11 protein-coding genes are annotated in these 17,104 nt (G+C 42.2%); 3 read left to right on the forward strand and 8 right to left on the reverse strand.

Features of this window, described 5'->3' with window-relative positions; all coding sequences use genetic code 11:
- Window positions 1-49 precede the first annotated feature (49 nt).
- Entirely contained in the window at window positions 50-940 is an 891-nt protein-coding gene (locus UB32_RS03295; protein ID WP_044391181.1) for a nucleoside hydrolase, read from the forward strand.
- Window positions 941-1,023: 83 nt separating this feature from the next.
- Window positions 1,024-1,584 carry a class I SAM-dependent methyltransferase gene (locus UB32_RS03300; protein ID WP_052806936.1) on the forward strand — a complete coding sequence of 187 codons (561 nt, stop codon included), beginning with the start codon at window positions 1,024-1,026 and terminating at the stop codon, window positions 1,582-1,584.
- Window positions 1,585-2,149: 565 nt separating this feature from the next.
- Here UB32_RS03300 and UB32_RS03305 read toward each other — a convergent pair.
- From UB32_RS03305 to parE, 3 genes are all read right to left on the reverse strand, one after another.
- Window positions 2,150-2,911: a hypothetical protein gene (locus tag UB32_RS03305; RefSeq protein WP_052806937.1), complete on the reverse strand. Its 762-nt coding sequence runs from the start codon at window positions 2,909-2,911 to the stop codon at window positions 2,150-2,152.
- Window positions 2,912-3,037: 126 nt separating this feature from the next.
- Window positions 3,038-5,473, reverse strand: coding sequence for a DNA topoisomerase IV subunit A (gene parC / locus UB32_RS03310; RefSeq protein WP_044391183.1), 2,436 nt, complete (start codon window positions 5,471-5,473; stop codon window positions 3,038-3,040).
- Entirely contained in the window at window positions 5,470-7,449 is a 1,980-nt protein-coding gene (parE, locus tag UB32_RS03315; RefSeq protein WP_044391185.1) for a DNA topoisomerase IV subunit B, read from the reverse strand. Before parE ends, parC begins: the two co-directional genes overlap by 4 nt.
- A 368-nt stretch (window positions 7,450-7,817) precedes the next feature.
- Here parE and UB32_RS03320 point away from each other — a divergent pair, with 368 nt between their 5' ends.
- Entirely contained in the window at window positions 7,818-9,215 is a 1,398-nt protein-coding gene (locus UB32_RS03320) for a S8 family peptidase (protein WP_044391186.1), read from the forward strand.
- Between the two features lie 39 nt (window positions 9,216-9,254).
- On the opposite strand, the gene helD is transcribed toward UB32_RS03320, so the two are convergent.
- From helD to UB32_RS03345, 5 genes are all read right to left on the reverse strand, one after another.
- The gene (gene helD, locus UB32_RS03325; protein WP_044391188.1) at window positions 9,255-11,582 is read right to left on the reverse strand and encodes an RNA polymerase recycling motor HelD; all 2,328 of its coding nucleotides are present in this window, start codon (window positions 11,580-11,582) and stop codon (window positions 9,255-9,257) included.
- A 242-nt stretch (window positions 11,583-11,824) separates the two neighbouring features.
- Entirely contained in the window at window positions 11,825-12,958 is a 1,134-nt protein-coding gene (locus UB32_RS03330) for a glycerate kinase (protein ID WP_044391190.1), read from the reverse strand.
- Between the two features lie 112 nt (window positions 12,959-13,070).
- Window positions 13,071-14,339, reverse strand: coding sequence for a GntP family permease (locus UB32_RS03335; RefSeq protein WP_044391191.1), 1,269 nt, complete (start codon window positions 14,337-14,339; stop codon window positions 13,071-13,073).
- Window positions 14,340-14,458: 119 nt separating this feature from the next.
- The gene (locus tag UB32_RS03340; RefSeq protein WP_044391192.1) at window positions 14,459-15,571 is read right to left on the reverse strand and encodes a sugar diacid recognition domain-containing protein; all 1,113 of its coding nucleotides are present in this window, start codon (window positions 15,569-15,571) and stop codon (window positions 14,459-14,461) included.
- A gap of 174 nt (window positions 15,572-15,745) precedes the next feature.
- Complete coding sequence (locus tag UB32_RS03345; protein ID WP_044391194.1) at window positions 15,746-17,053, reverse strand: purine/pyrimidine permease; 1,308 nt, start codon at window positions 17,051-17,053, stop codon at window positions 15,746-15,748.
- Window positions 17,054-17,104: the final 51 nt, after the last annotated feature.

Here is a 17,104-nt window from a genome sequence, read left to right on the forward strand (position 1 = left end):
GAAAGGTTAGAATATAATAAACCAATGTCGAAGAAAATGGGGGAGAGCCATGTACAATATTCTTTTGTTTACGGATTCCGGGGTGGATGATTCACTGGCCTTGATGTATGCCTTGCTACATCCGCAGCTGAATATTGTCGGCGTCGTAACCGGCTATGGAAACATTACAAAAGAACAGGCAATCAACAATGCTGCCTATTTATTGCAGCTAGGTGGAAGAGAAGAAATACCAATCATCGCTGGCGCTTCTGGCCCATTATCCGGTGAACTGGCAACCTTTTATCCAGAAATCCATGGTCCCGAAGGTCTTGGTCCAATCAGGCCGCCAGCGGACTTTGGAGAGGTAGAAGTTTTTGATATTGATAAGATTCTGGATCTTGTGAATGAATACCCGGATAATCTAGTGATTGTCGCTGTCGGAAGGCAAACGGAACTGGCAATCCCATTTATCCTGTATGGCGAGGATGCCTTCAAAACTGTTAACGCTTTTTATATCATGGGAGGAGCATTCCTAGTTCCCGGAAATGTCACAGCAGAAGCTGAAGCAAATTTTTATGCAGATCCGATTGCAGCCAATCAGGTTCTGGAAAAGGCAAGAAATGTTTTTCTTCATCCGCTGAACATTACCAATAAAGCCATCGTCCCACCAGCTGTCATTGACTACCTTGCAAAGAACAGCCAGTCTCCTTTCAAAAATCTGATCAAACCTGTATACGATTATTACTTTGAAGCTTATAAAGAGAATGTACCTGGTATCCAGGGAGCACCGTTGCATGATGTAATCACTTTAAGCGCTCTCGTGAATAGAAACCTGGTCAAATATCTGCCTAGAAGAGTAACCGTCGAATTGTTCGGCCGTGCCAAAGGGAAAAGCATGGCAGATTTCAGGCCAAAACCAGAACCTGAACGCCTGTACGTTTTAAATATATCTTCTGAATAATCTAAAAATAGAACTGTGAATAAGTAAAATATTTTAATATGATATATTCGTAATAACTCCAGTTTTAGAAGGAAGGGATATGATTGGATTCTCAAGAAAAATGGAATTCAAAATACAAGGATCGATTGACTAAGAAAACAGAAGCAGAACCAAATACTAGATTAATGATGCAGTCAGGCTACTTGACGGGAGGGGGAGCACTCGACATCGCGTGTGGCCTTGGAGGAAATAGCTATTATCTTGCCGAGATAGGTTATGAAGTGACAGCAATTGATATATCGGATGTGGCTGTTGACTATGTTCAAGAGCAGGCGACCTGTAATAAGCTGAATATTACTGTTAAAACTGCTGATCTTACTAAACAAACTTCGGTTTTTACAGGCCGGAAATATGATCTGGCGGTGGTGACCTACTATCTTGATCGTTCATTGTTTCCACTGATGAAGGAATGGATTAAAACAGATGGATATTTGTTCATAGAAACCTTTTTTCAAAATGGTTCTTCGGGAAACCAGAGTGTTTCGAATCAATATAAACTGGAGTCGAATGAATTGCTGAAAGAATTCAGTGACTGGAGAGTTCTCTACTTCGAGGAAAATGAACAGGAAGGACGTCAGACAATTTTTTGCCAGAACCGGCGATAGACTAAATATCTTTAGAAAAAAGCAGAACCAGATAAATCCTCTGTTTCTGCTTTTTTAAGGATAGATAGTTATATAATTTTTGCTATGACTCTGCATTCTAGTTTCAAGGCAACAAACAAGAAGGAGAATGATGCAGCCATCCTGAATAGCGAAATCAGATTCAAAAAAAGCCCTAAATAACCATTATTTATTAATATAGTATATTCTCTTAAAAACGGACAATCGGGCAGGAGGAGAAGGGTTCGTGATGCCTTAACGAAAAATTCTTTTTAGTTTACATAACATAAATTCTCGGAAGTTAAATAAAATATATCTCAATATTAGAGTATACTTAAATCAGTGAGATAAAATAAAAAAAATCATTTAATTTACATGGCAAGCGAATATTTCATGCTTTTTCGTCGGGTGCTTTATCCTAACCACCAATTTTATGTTCTGACTCAACTTTACATAATATTATTATGCAAAACAAAAGGTATCCTCTATTTACTTGTAAACCGAAAAAACACAGTACTAGCCTGTGTTTTTTCGTGGTTCAGCTTCTTATATGGCCATTCCCTCTATTTTAATGCGACTTCAGTTCGATTACCTTTGCGTGCTGCAGTTTCCAGGTCCCCTTTTCATATACCCAGGTTGATTCCAGGTTTGCAATACCGTCAGCATTGTAGGCACCGTTTATTCGCTGTATCCCGATTAATTCGTATTGTCCAGCTTCGCCTTTGAATGGCTTTAAACTTCCGAATGGTAGCACCATCAATTCAGTCGGTTCGTTCAATTTGCCATCTTGATAAAGACCAAGTCTGTCATAGTCCACTTTTCTTTCACTTAAATCAAAACTGTAGGACTGCCCTGTTTGCTCTATTCGAACAGAGGCCTTGTAACCATCTTCGAATTGGCTTGTGACAGATAAAGGTTCCGGTACAGACAAATTAACAACCTTAAAATCTTTTAAGGTGTATAAATAATAATTCGACAATCCTCCACTCCCTCCAGTAGGAATGCTGACGAAAATATCCTTTACCGAATCGTGATTAAGATCTTTGTATTCTGTGGTCGGGTCATACCCTCCATCGAGATCAATCTTATATGTATTGCCATTTGATGCTTTGATTTTTAGATAAATCTCCTTGAGGTACCGTGTCCCTTCTTCAAATGGGATACCTTTTACAAAAACTAGATCTTTTTTTCCATCACCTGTAACATCCACTTTTTCTTTCGTTCCTGTTACTGACTCCGTTTCCTTCGATTCACCTGCGTATGCTCCTGTTAGTGCTGTCAACGACATTAAAAAGAATGCGGTGATAATGATTAAAATTTCCTTTTTCATTGTGAATTCCTCCCTTATAGTTAATATCTCTTTATATGGGAAAAAAATACACTTATCGAGAGAAATTTTAGTCTTTTTATATAAAAAAAACACAGCAAATCCGCTGTGTTTTTTCATCATTTTATTTTAGTCTATTTCCTTATTTTCCCTTTTCCAAACGGATTTAAGTTTACCTGTTTCATTTTCATCAATAATGAAGGACCCATTTGTGTAACGGTCACTGTTCCTCAAATCTGCTGCCTTTAGCGAAACAATCTGCTGCTTTTCAGATAGGAAGAATAGTTCATCTTCTCCCTTGACAGCTTCAACACCGATAATCCGATGTGGATTTGCCTTCAGTTCTCGCAGCATCACGACTCCGCGTTTTGCACGGGATGTTTTCTCGAATTCAGAAGAAAGCTTCATTTTCTTCACTGCGCCGCGCTGGGTTGCAATCACAATGGATGGATTTTCATTGTCATCGATGATTTTACCGCCCACGACATAGTCTTCATCCTTTAGATTCATTCCCTTAACCCCGGCTGCGCGGATTCCAATTGGACTAACGTCTACTTCGCTGAACCATAAGCCATAGCCAAAATGGGAAGCAAGAAATAGATCCATGTTTCCATTTGTTAAATGGACATCGATGACCCGGTCATCTCCTTTGACATTGATGGCGGTCAAGGGTTTAGAATACCTCTGAGCTTTATAAAGACTCAATTCTGATTTCTTCACCATCCCGTTTTTCGTAACAAATAAAAAGAACAGGTTTTGTTCAAAATCGGTGATAGGTACAGCTTTGATGATTTCTTCATCCCGGTCAAGCGGTACGATATTGGCCACATGCTGTCCAAGATCTTTCCAGCGGATGTCAGGAAGTTCATGAACAGGTAAATACAGGTAGCTTCCTTTATTGGTGAACAACAGAAGGACATCCTTTGTGTTCATATTTAATCGGGATAACAGCCTGTCAGTATCTTTTATCGCGAAATCCTGTTCATTTGATGCCGCATACGATCTTTGACTTGTACGTTTTACGTAGCCATCCTTCGTTACTGTGACAATTACATCTTCACTGGCAATGAGTACCTCAAGATTGATTTTGATTTCCTCGATTTCTTTCTCGATTTTCGTCCGGCGATCATCAGAGAAGCGCTTCTTGACATCCTTTAACTCCTTCTTGATAACGGCCGTTAGCTTTTTCTCGCTTTCAAGAATGGCAGTGAGCTCTTCCACCTTCTTGGCAAGCTCATCCGCCTCTGCTTGAAGGGCAGTAATATCAGTATTTGTCAGGCGGTAAAGCTGGAGGGAAACAATTGCTTCCGCCTGAACTTCAGTGAATTGGAACTTCTGGATCAAATTATCTTTCGCATTGCGTTTATCCTTTGAAGCACGGATTGTAGCAATTACTTGATCCAAGATCGACAAAGCCTTCATTAGCCCTTCGACAATATGCTGACGGTCTCGTGCTTTTTGAAGGTCAAACTGCGACCGTTTCGTTACTACATCCTTTTGGTGACCAATATAGGCATCTAGAAGTTCTGCAAGACCCATCAATACTGGCCGTTTCTTGTTGATAGCAACCATATTAAAGTTGTAGGTGATTTGCAAATCGCTGTTTTTGTACAGATAGTGCAGAACACCGTTTGCATCTGCTTCTTTCTTTAATTCGATCACTACCCGAAGACCTGTTCGGTCCGTTTCATCCCGAACCTCAGAAATACCTTCCACTTTCCGGTCTAACCGGAATTCATCCATTCGCTTGACCAGGTTTGCCTTATTGATTTCATAAGGAACTTCTGTGATGACAATCTGTTGCTTGCCACCACGAGTATCCTCTATTTCCGCTTTGCCACGGACGATAATCTTTCCCTTGCCAGTCTTGTACGCTTTGGCAATCCCTTCGATCCCCTGGATAATTCCGCCTGTTGGAAAGTCTGGTCCTTTGATCACTTTCATCAGATCCTCGACCGTGCATGCAGGGTTGTCCATCCTCATAATAACCCCATCAATCACTTCCGCTAAATTGTGAGGTGGAATATCTGTGGCGTATCCAGCTGAAATTCCCGTCGAGCCGTTGACTAGCAGGTTTGGAAACATTGCCGGGAGCACGGTAGGCTCACTGGACGTATCATCAAAGTTTGGGATGAACTCAACTGTCCGCTTTTCGATATCCCTTAACAATTCACCGGCAATTGCTGATAATCTTGCTTCTGTATATCGCATTGCCGCTGGAGGGTCCCCATCGATGCTTCCGTTATTGCCGTGCATGTCCACCAGATAATTTCGCACTTTCCAATCCTGGCTCATCCGAACCATTGCTTCATATACCGATGAATCACCGTGTGGATGGTAATTCCCGATCACATTACCGACTGTTTTAGCGGACTTCCGGAAACCCTTTTCACTTGTGTTGCCCTCAACGTGCATGGCGTATAAAATTCTCCGCTGCACAGGCTTCAGGCCGTCGCGAGCATCAGGAAGGGCACGTTCCTGGATAATATACTTGCTATACCGGCCAAATCGGTCGCCTAATACATCTTCTAAAGGAAGATCACGAAATTTTTCCACTGAACTCATTCGCCTTCAACCTCCTCTGGCACGGAGATATTTTCATTTTCCAAAATATTGCCGTCTTCCTCAAGTCCAAAAGAAACATTCGATTCGATCCATTTCCTGCGGGGTTCCACCTTGTCCCCCATAAGGGTTGTGACTCTCCGCTCCGCTCTTGCCGCATCATCAATTCGAACGCGAATCAAAGTCCTAGTCCCAGGGTCCATCGTTGTTTCCCAAAGCTGATCTGCATTCATCTCGCCAAGACCTTTGTAACGCTGGATAATATAGCCTTTGCCGATCTTTTTGATGGCTCCTTGTAGTTCATCATCACTCCAGGCATATTCAATGATTTCCTTTTTGCCAGTCCCTTTGCTGACTTTATACAACGGAGGAAGGGCAATGAAGATTTTTCCCGCTTCTATGAGGGGCTTCATATAGCGATAAAAGAAGGTAAGCAATAGCACCTGAATATGGGCACCATCCGTATCGGCATCGGTCATGATAACAATTTTATCGTAGTTAATATCTTCAATATTGAAATCCGACCCTACTCCCCCGCCGACCGCATGGATGATCGTATTGATTTCCTCGTTTTTGAAAATATCCTGAAGCTTTGCTTTTTCGGTATTAATGACCTTTCCGCGCAATGGCAGTACAGCCTGGAATTTTCTGTCGCGCCCCTGCTTGGCAGAACCTCCCGCAGAATCCCCTTCCACAAGGTATAATTCATTTTTCGCCGGGTTCTTTGATTGAGCTGGAGTCAATTTACCTGATAGAATGGCATCCGTTTTTTTTCGCTTTTTCCCGCTGCGCGCATCTTCACGTGCTTTGCGGGCAGCCTCCCGGGCCTGGGAAGCTTTGATCGATTTTCGGATCAGTAAAGTACTTACGTCTGGATTCTCCTCGAGAAAATACGACAGATGTTCCGATACGACCGAGTCGACTGCGGATCTTGCTTCACTGGTCCCCAGCTTCCCCTTCGTCTGCCCTTCAAACTGAAGCAGTTCCTCAGGAATACGAACTGATATGATTCCTGCCAGCCCTTCGCGTATATCCGCTCCATCAAGGTTTTTGTCCTTTTCCTTCAGCAATCCAACCTTACGGGCATATTCATTGAACACTCTCGTCATCGCCGTCTTTGCCCCTGCTTCATGTGTGCCGCCATCCTTCGTCCTAACATTGTTTACGAAAGAAAGAACGTTTTCCGAGTATCCATCGTTGAATTGAAAGGCAAATTCCACTTCAAATTTGCTATATTCGCCTTCAAAGCTGACTACCGGATGTAGCACATCTTTTTCTTCGTTCAAATATTCAACAAATGCCTGAATGCCCGTTTCAAAATGAAAGACATCTTTCTCGTTATTTCGGTCATCGATCAGCTCAATTGTTAAGCCTTTCAGCAAAAAAGCAGACTCACGCAGCCTTTCAGAAAGTGTGTCATAGTTATATGTCAAAGTAGAAAAAATTCCTTCGTCTGGTTTGAAATGAATTGTCGTCCCTGATTGATTTGTCTTGCCAATTTTTTCAAGCGTAGTCGCCGGCTTTCCGCCATTTTCAAATCGCTGCTCATAAACAAAGCCATCGCGTTTGATCGTGACAACCAGCCATTCAGATAGGGCATTAACGACGGATGCGCCAACACCATGTAAACCGCCGCTTGTTTTATAACCTCCTTGCCCGAATTTTCCTCCTGCGTGAAGGACGGTAAGGATAACTTCCGGTGTCGGTTTTCCAAGCTTATGCATCCCAGTAGGCATTCCTCGCCCTTTATCCTGGACACTGACCGAATTATCTTTATGAATTTTGACGATGATGTGATTCCCAAAGCCGCCAAGTGCTTCATCAACGGAGTTATCAACGATTTCATATACGAGGTGATGAAGGCCTCGCGTATCTGTGCTGCCAATATACATGCCCGGTCTTTTTCGAACCGCTTCTAAGCCTTCCAGTACCTGTATGGCATCATCATTATAATCAAAAGCTTGCTGATTTCTTGCCACGAACATACCCCTTTCATTTCTAGCAAACAACATTGACGGTTTTTTTGTATAAGGTCAATGAATTCTTAAGTATTCCTCTTTTTTGTTAAAAAGTATGAAAAACTGCTTTTTTTCCAATCAGAACAATTGTTCTCTTTGTTTATTTTACCATAATAATGGCGTCTATGCTTAATTGTAGCGATTAATTGAAATTTGGCAAACAGATTTAAAAAAATAATTCCATATAAAAAAGCGAACGGTACCTTTTGACCAGAAAAAAATTTTGCCTATGTTGGTTTCCATTCATGAACTGCCAGCGATTACCGCCGTTAATTTCCCCTTTTGTTTTGCATGATAAGAACAAATTCATTTTTTGGAGGGCTTTAACAATGAAATTGGCGAAGGTTTTCACCCTGGGGGCATTACTAATTTTCGTTCTTGCCCTTAATGCAGGTGGAGTGTTCAAAAATGAGCCTGCTCAAAGCGATCAACAGAATACAAAAACTCTCTCATCTAGCCAACGAATTATGATGATGCACTCTATGGCAAACGTAAATAATATTGAATCGGGAGAGAAAATCAAGAAACATCTCCATTCTCAAGAAAATATTACGCTTATTTTTCATAATAAAAAAGATACAAGTCATTATTATGATCATGAGGCTGCTGTTGATTTTATTACGGAACCAAGTGCTGACGAATTAGATGAAATGACCCGCGACATTAAGGGCTGGGTCGTTAAACACCTAAATTCGGTGTATATCTTTCGGTCAACGTCCATGGAAACACCGCAAATGGTTGAATATTTCAACGAGCGGCCGAACGTTGAATATGCAGAGCCTAATTTTATCCTGATGCAAAACGAGGTATCCAGCCCAAATGATTTGCTATATCAGGAGAATTACCAATGGAATTTGCCAGCGATCGGAACAGAAGAAGGCTGGAACATTACACGCGGCAAAGAACAAATTGAAATAGCCATTGTCGATACAGGCGTTGACCTGGATCACCCCGAGTTAAGGAATCGAATTGTCGCAGGGTATAATGTCATAGACGAAAATCAGGAACCTGATGATGACAATGGCCACGGTACACATGTGGCTGGAATCATCGCCTCGGAAACGAATAATCGGGAGGGTGTTGCTGGCATAACATGGTTCAGCAAGATCATACCTGTAAAAGCAATGGGAGCGAAAGGCTATGGTACTACATTTGATATTGCAAAAGGAATCATTTGGGCAGTCGACCATGGCGCAGATGTCATCAATTTAAGCCTTGGCAATTATCAGCCATCAAAAGTATTGGAAGAAGCTGTTCGTTATGCTTATGACCAAAATGTCGTAATGGTATCAGCAGCAGGGAACGACGGATCCAATCAACCTACTTACCCTTCGTCTTACCCAGAGGTTTTAAGCGTGGCAGCAGTGGATTATAACGGAAACAGAGCGAGCTTTTCGAACTATGGAGATTATATTGATATTGCTGCTCCTGGGGTGAACATACCGAGCACTTTTTTTCATTCTCAGTATGCAGCTCTCTCTGGAACATCGATGGCTGCTCCACATGTCGCAGGTCTGGCCGCTTTGATTAAATCAGTTAACCCTGATTTAAAAAACTCCCAAATCATCACCATCATAAAAAACTCTGCGATTGACCTTGGGGAACAAGGAAAGGATATCGATTATGGAAATGGCTTGATCGACGTGAATTCCGCCCTGCAGGAGGCTAGCCAAAAACAGACTCCCAAAAGAACCAGGCAAAGATCGTTATTCAACTGGCTGAATTAAATTCAAAAGCAAGCCGCCAGAATGTTTGGCGGCTTGCTTTTACATGATCTGAAATAATTGCGGATCGACATTGGCTAAAAGTGGACTGAGTTCTCCTCTCGAAAGAATATAAAGCTCATGCATGGCCCTTGTACAAGCCGTATAGAACAACTTCCTTTCCTCATTCCTTGTGTAGGAAGAGGAATCAAAAATAATGACCGCATCAAACTCGATCCCTTTTGCCAGATAGGATGGCACGACATTGACGCCGTTTTCAAAGGTCATGGTACCTTTTTCAATCAATCTTGCTGCATACGCCTTCTTAATGGATTCGAAAGCCTCTTTGCTTTCCGCTGCTGTTTTGCAGATGATGGCGATATTTTTATGACCATTGTTCTTAAGGACTGAAATGATTTCTTCCGTCCTTTCCATATGGTTGGCATCGTCCGTATGATTCACGATTACCGGCTTAGGTCCAATACGATGAAAGGGATCAATCAAATTTCCTTCTTCAATCAACTGCCTCGTGAATTCAACTATCTGCTTTGTAGATCTGTAGGTTTTTGTAAGCTTATAGGTTTCTTTTTCCCCAAAATCCAGCATCGCGTCGGCAAAAATGCTTGGGGCACCGGTCGGACCAGAGTAAATCGCCTGGTTAATATCGCCTAGCAGCGTCATTTTGCTGTATGGGAATAGATTTTTAATATACGCAAATTGGAATGGGGTATAGTCCTGGGCTTCATCAATGAATACATGACGAATCGAAGTGTTCGACTTCCTTCCTTCCACGAGATCCTGAAGGTAAAGAAAAGGCGTTGCATCCTCATAAGAAATATATTTTGCCTTGAGGGTATGGATTGTCCGATCACAAATGGATCGCCAATTATCAGGAGCACCCTCCGCCTGAACACTTGCCTCCTTGAAAAAATCGATAAAAATGGCGTTGTAATGGATAAATTTTAGTTTTTTTACTGCCTGGAACAATGGCTTGAATCGCCTTTTTACAACCAGTTCAGACAGCCATTTTGCTTCCATGTCATAGTCATGGAATGTATCTTCAGCTTCAGCTTGGTGCTTCTGACTCTGCTTAAAAGCTTCGAGATAATCTTCCTTTTCAAGAAATTGAATTTCATTTTCTACCCACTGCTGTGATTTTTCTGCTTTGGCTTTTTTCTTGAGTTCCTTGATCAGCCATTCCTTAACGAGCTGAACCCTATTTGGAATGGCAATGCCCTTGTCGAGTGAGTCATAAAATTCAGCAATCTCTTGCTTTGAAATTATCGTGCGTTTTTTTAAGATCAAGCTTTTAAAGACAAGTGTCTCCCTGGATAACTTCTGTTCATACTGATCCAGTAACTCTTTAAATTCCAGGCTCGCTTTGAAACGGATTCCTTCAACCCTTTCCTGGTAGCTCTCATCCTGTTCCGCTGCAAGCAGGAATTCCATCTGCGCAAACGGATCCTCCAACTCATATTCAGCACCGAAACGGGATAGAAGATACTCCAGGAATGTAGCCTGCTGCATGTTTTCTTCTCCGAGTTCCGGCAGTACTGTCGCTACATAGCTATTAAAAAGCGGGTTCGGAGAGAATAGCATGATGTTTTCTGAAGAAATGATCTTTCTGTACTTGTAAAGTAAATAGGCGACTCGCTGCATAGCAGCAGACGTTTTGCCGCTTCCGGCCGCCCCTTGGACAACAACAAGACTGCTTGAATCATTGCGAATAATCTCGTTTTGTTCCTTTTGAATGGTCGCTACTATTGTTTTCATCTGATTGTCAGCATGATTGCCGAGAACTTCCTGAAGCATCTCATCCCCGATTGTTACCCCAGCCTCGAACATCGCCTTTATTTTCCCTGCCTTAATGACAAACTGGCGCTTGAGCTCCATCTCCCCTTGAATGGTCTCTGTATCCGTTTCATACTGTGCATGTCCAGGGGAGTAATCATAATAAAGGCCTGAGATCGGTGCTCTCCAGTCATAAATCAGGAAATTTTCTTCCTGTTGATCCATAAGCGAGGCGATACCAATGTATATTTTCTCTGCTTGACTCAGGCCTTCTTCTTTAAAATCAACTCTGCCAAAATAAGGAGAGAACCTTAGTTGGGAAAGTGTCTTCAGCTGTTTTACCATTTGCGATTGGGTACGCTCCCGCTCTGACAGAAGAGCAGCTTGTTGCTTGATGCTTGTGAAAGTTTCCGCTACATCATCCGCTTCATCAAAATTTACGGTTACATCCTCCCAAAAGGTCTTTCTGATCTGAAGGGCATCTGAGCCAACCTCAGTAGAATTCGCTTTCCACTTTGCAGCCTTGCGATCAATTTCTTCCATGATGACAAAAATACGATCTTGTTCCATTCTCAAGGCGTCTTGCTGCTTTTCCTTCATGAAATCCACTCCTACAACGATTCCTCTTTTACTTGACAGCACTTAATTTTTATGCTAGAATTAAATTTTCAAAAAAAACAAACCACTATATCAACTTCCATTTTACTATTTACCTATTTCGATTTCAAATACATTTTCTTAGCAAAACTCCTTTCGTGGTGTTTTTTTATACATCATGACTGTAACCTATTTTAACTATCAAAAAACCGCGAACTGCAATTACAGTGTCGCGGTTTTTCTTTTCACTTGGCTAATTTGATCAGTGAAGCTATATTCGCAGCAGTATTTCTGACATACGTACTGGCATTTTCTAAAGCATCTTCAAGAGAGATCGCTCCTGGTACCACACTAAATAATACATCTATCCCGTGTTCGTGCACAATCACACTGTCCTTTGCTACGTTCCCAGCGATTGCGATTACAGGGATGTTGTGCCGTTTTGCCGTTTTTGCTACCCCGATTGGTGTTTTGCCAAAAATTGTTTGTCCGTCGATTTTTCCTTCACCTGTAATGACAAAATCAGCATCCAACAGCTGCTGTTCAAGCTTTGTTGCCTCAAGAACGATATCAACGCCTCTTTTCAATTCTGCTGATAGGAATGCCAGCAGTCCTCCGCCAAGTCCACCTGCGGCTCCTGCACCAGAAATGTGTTCAATATCTTTTCCAAGATCTTTGCGGATAATTTCTGCGTAATGATGAAGATTTTTATCCAGTATTTCGATTATTTCTGCAGTTGCGCCTTTTTGTGGACCAAAAATACGGGATGCGCCTTTCGTACCAGTTAAGGGGTTATCCACATCACAGGCAACTTCAATTTTTACCGAAGTCAAACGGCTATCAGCTTGCGTCCTATCGATCGAAACCAATTCGCTAAGAGATCCACCACCTTCGCCGATCTCCTTTCCATCAGCATTGAGAAACCGGATACCAAGGGCTCTCGCCATTCCTGCTCCCCCATCATTCGTAGCACTGCCCCCAATACCGATGATGATCTGTTCCACACCATAGTCAAGTGCAGCTACAATTAATTCTCCAGTACCTCGAGTAGTGGTAATAAGTGGATTACGTTTCTCTCTGGGTACCAAATGAAGTCCTGACGCTGCAGCCATCTCGATGATTGCCGTCTTTTCATCACCCGATAAACCGAAAAATGCATCAACAGCATCTCCAAGCGGGCCTGTTACAGTTTTTGAAACAATCCTTCCATGAGTTGCATCCACAAGAGATTGTACAGTGCCTTCCCCGCCATCCGCCATTGGTACTTTTACAAAGATCGCTTCAGGCAAAATCTTTTTCATGCCTGCCTCGATCGCAGTTGCTGCTTCAAGTGCCGTCAGACTTTCCTTGAAGGAGTCTGGAGCTATTACGATTTTCATACTCTATGTCTCCTCTCGTTAACCACGGAGTGATTTGTAAGAAATGGCCTGGATTTCTAAGTAATCCAGACCATATATGTTTCTTTTCGTTTTATAGAATGTTCCTAGAGATCTATCCAAAGAACTTAAAGATTCCAAAAATCAGCGTGGAAACGATGGCAAGTGTCAAACCAATAGCTGTTTCATACGGAATCAATTTCAGGCGCTCTTTAATCTCCATATTGACACTTCCGCCAGTTGCGTGGAAGAAGCTTCCGTGCGGAAGGTGGTCCAGCACTGTAGCGCCAGCATGTACCATCGCCGCACCCGCCAATGCAGTTACGCCCATTTCCAAAATAGTTGTTCCAAATACCTGTGAGGCAACAGCGGTACCAGCAGTCGTGGAAGCCGTAGCAGCAGACATGAAGATACCCGATACTGGTGCCAGAACAAAGGCTGGAAGTCCAAGTGCATCTAGACTGTTGATGAGAACATCCTTTAAGCCTGAATTTGCGATGATTCCCGCCAAAGTACCTGTACCAAGCAACATGATCGCTACACCCGACATTTTCCCAAGTCCTGATACAGCATAGTCATTGATATGTTTGATCCGTCCCATTGCTAATGCTCCTGCAATCCCCCCGGCTGGCAGGGCAATCATCGGATCGATGTTAATGTCAAACAATGGTCGAAGGGCTAGCAAAATAATCGTCACTAATGGGGCAACAATCGCAGGCACGACAAGCGGAAGCTCCCCTTTAACTTTCGTTTCGCTCTCCTCAACGGAAACACTAGAACCTTTATGAATCAATTTTTTAGCTATAAAATATGTTACAGCAAGTCCAAATATAGCTGGGATGATTCCTGCTGCCATGATTGAAGTCAATGGAACACCGAACGCATCTGCCGCGGCAATTGCATTGGGATTTGGTGACATGATGTTTCCAGCTTTTCCTCCGCCTATCATTGCAAGCAGAATTGCTGTTTTTGAGATGCCCGCTTTGCTGGCAATTGCCAAGGCAATGGGGGCAACAGTGATAACAGCTACATCAATGAATACACCAACTGTCGTAAGGATCAGCGTCGCAATTGCCAAGGCAAGCAGCGCTCGAGTTTCCCCGACTTTTTTAACAATCGTTTCCGCAATGACAGCTGCAGCACCTGATTCAATCAAGACCCCAGCCAGCACACCTGCAGCCAAAATGCGCAATACCGCAGGAATAATTCCTTTGGCACCCTCCATCATCAAGGTAACCGTATTTGTAACATCAACACCACCAACGAGACCGCCAATCAATGCTCCGGCGATCATTCCGTACGCAGGTGAAACTTTCTTCAGAATTAAAAATACAGCTACAATAAGGGCTACTAAGGCTCCGAAAGCGCTTACCTGAATATCCATGTTGAACTCCTCCTACTATCTTTGATACCTTTATTGTAAGCGCTGTCTCTCACTAATTCATTGGTCAAACAATCAAAAAAAGACCTGAATTCATACAGATCTTTCGTGCATTTGCACAATCATTCAAGTTCATTATTAAGAAAAGACAAGTAAAGATGAAGCAAATCTGTCGTTTTTCGAGGATCCTTCCCTGTTATTTCTGTTATCTTATCTAATCTGTACCTAAGGGTGTTTCTATGGATAAAAAGCATTTTCGCAGCACTATTCATATCCCCATTCGTCTCTATCAATGCTCTTAATGATTCTGTTAATTCCCCTTTAGAATCCCTGGATTTTAGCTTTGTATAAAAGGGCTCCAAACCCTCAGTCAATCCCATATTTGAAGCAGTTAACAGGAAAACAGGCAGATAATAATCTTCATACACGAAGATATCTTTTTCAGATGCTAATTTTAAGCCTGCTTTCAAGGTAAGATCAGCCTGTTGATAAGACTTTGTCAATCCTGTTAAACTAGAATGATGTTGTCCAATGCCTATTTTAATGTATCGATCATTGGTTGACTTATAAGCATTGATCCATCCCTCTGCCAATTTTATCATTTGAAAGCCACTTTGTCCGGAAGGCATCCTCTTTAAAATTACAATTCTATCATGCTGCATCAGCAAAAGGTCATCTTTTTCTAGTCGGCTCTTTAGAAAGGGAAAGGTTTTCTTTCTGTCACGGGTCAATATAACCATCGCTGTCCGTGACAAATTCACATCAATCCCCAGACGCATGGCTCTATCCAGGAAAAGCGGATCCATCTTCCCTTCAGCATGGATGATTTGACTGACAAGCTCTTCCTTCAGCCTCTCGTCCCACTGGATTTCATTCATTAGGACTGCTTGCTGCAGACTTAGTTCAGCAGCCATCCGAACTAGTTCACCAAAACTTCTGATTTCTTCAGGAGCACCCGTAATTCCGATCACACCAACTATTTCTCCGTCAAAGCGAATAGGAAGATTGACCCCTGCCTTCACCCCATAGAAATTCTTTGCCTCTACTTCAGTAATTTCATAGCCTGATTCCTGTTTGATAACATGGACAGCACCTTCGTGTACGTCATCAATTCGGTTTGCGTCTCCTGACCCAATGATAACGCCCCGGTTATCCATTACATTGATATTTTTCCCGATAATTCCCATCGTCCTATCAACAATCTCTTGAGCCAGCTGCTTATCTAAAAAATCCATCCTATAATCCCACCTTGTACAGCACATGATATCATCTTGTCAAAGCATGTTTTACCATTATACATGATCCCAGTGTTTCCATTTTTTTAAGAGTCGCAGAAGATATTTCCGCAAATTCTCGAGCAACTTTCATCAAGTATTCGTAATACATTCACGATATCTATCACTTGTTTGCTAGGTATCTTGGTTAACAGCCAGAATTCTCCTTTTCTTAGCCAAAGTGAACTGATCCGATATAACGGCTAGTAATGTCCCGAGTATCAAGCCATTATTCAAGACGGAAACCAAAATTGGCGGAACATGGCTAAAGGCCTCTGCAGGTACAAACATCGCACCGACTCCAGCAAATAATGAGGTTCCAATAACGAACCGTGTTCTTTGTTTGTCATCTTCACGGTCGAATTCGGAAAAGGCAATTCCGATCATATTAGCAAAGATGACGAAAGTGACAGAATAGCCGACAGGTGCAGGCAAGGCTGCAAATACTGACATTACATGCGGCAGGAAGCTCGCTCCGACAATGAAAAAAGAACCAATGATGAATGGGAGCAATTTTGTAATTCCTGTCGTAGTGATAAAACCGGCTGCTCCTGAAATCGGTACAGAACCAATCGCAGAAAATACCCCTCCAAGAATCTGATTGATTCCAGCAATATAACCGCTAGCACGGTAACGATTTTCATGAGAATGGACACCCATATCATTGAGTACTTGTCCTGTTACCCTAATGCTTGCAAGCATATTGGTAATCAGCAAGAAGGTGATGAAGATGGAAGTAATCATCAGGCCGGTATCAAAAACAGGCACCCCAAAAGTCAAAATATCTGGGTAAGCAAATACAGGTCCTTCATATCGTTGAAAACCCTCATCTAGACGAAGCAGAGAAAAAAGCAACCAGCCAACACCTAAGCTAAGTAAAATTGCATATTGACTAATTAGTTTTAAGCGGTGACGTGTTAAATAAAAGGTGAACACAACTAGACACAAACTGAATAAAGCGATTGGAGGATTCACTTCATTAGTGCCCCTCCCGATCCCCATCATTCCGTTTAGAAAGGAACCACTTAATTGGATAACCAGCAGCAGCAGATAAATTCCACTTACAACAGGCGTGAACAATATTGCCAGTTTATCGATTAATTTAAAAAAGCTTAATAGAAAAAAGACCAATCCGCTCACAATCATCGCGCCCTCAAGTGCTTGAAGAGTTTCAATATTGGAAGAAAACAATGCTGTGCTTAAACCTGCATAGATGGTGAATACACCCCACCATAAACCTGCAGGTCCTTCGTTGATCGGCAGCCGGTGGCCGAACGATGCTTGCAAAAGACTTGATATTCCCAATACAAACATAGTTCTTTGAACAAGGCCGGTTGTCTGTAATTCAGTAAGCTGAAATAAATCTGCAATCGCAATCGGAGCAACAATCGAACCCGCAATGATAAAAGCCATCCACTGGATAGCAGCAACAAAAGTTTTCATATACACTTGCTCCGTTCTAAAAAATGTCTATCTATTGCTGAGCACTGATGA

The organism is Mesobacillus subterraneus (assembly GCF_000934845.1).
Classification (GTDB): Bacteria; Bacillota; Bacilli; order Bacillales; family Cytobacillaceae; genus Mesobacillus; species Mesobacillus stamsii.

Excerpts from the sequence above, each read along its gene's own strand:
- helD (WP_044391188.1), bottom strand. The coding sequence starts at position 11,582 with ATGAAGGAAAAGCAGCAAGACGCCTTGAGAATGGAACAAGATCGTATT.
- UB32_RS03345 (WP_044391194.1), bottom strand. The coding sequence starts at position 17,053 with ATGAAAACTTTTGTTGCTGCTATCCAGTGGATGGCTTTTATCATTGCG.
- UB32_RS03340 (WP_044391192.1), bottom strand. The coding sequence starts at position 15,571 with ATGGATTTTTTAGATAAGCAGCTGGCTCAAGAGATTGTTGATAGGACG.
- UB32_RS03295 (WP_044391181.1), top strand. The coding sequence starts at position 50 with ATGTACAATATTCTTTTGTTTACGGATTCCGGGGTGGATGATTCACTG.
- parC (WP_044391183.1), bottom strand. The coding sequence starts at position 5,473 with ATGAGTTCAGTGGAAAAATTTCGTGATCTTCCTTTAGAAGATGTATTA.
- UB32_RS03335 (WP_044391191.1), bottom strand. The coding sequence starts at position 14,339 with ATGGATATTCAGGTAAGCGCTTTCGGAGCCTTAGTAGCCCTTATTGTA.
- UB32_RS03320 (WP_044391186.1), top strand. The coding sequence starts at position 7,818 with ATGAAATTGGCGAAGGTTTTCACCCTGGGGGCATTACTAATTTTCGTT.
- UB32_RS03305 (WP_052806937.1), bottom strand. The coding sequence starts at position 2,911 with ATGAAAAAGGAAATTTTAATCATTATCACCGCATTCTTTTTAATGTCG.
- UB32_RS03330 (WP_044391190.1), bottom strand. The coding sequence starts at position 12,958 with ATGAAAATCGTAATAGCTCCAGACTCCTTCAAGGAAAGTCTGACGGCA.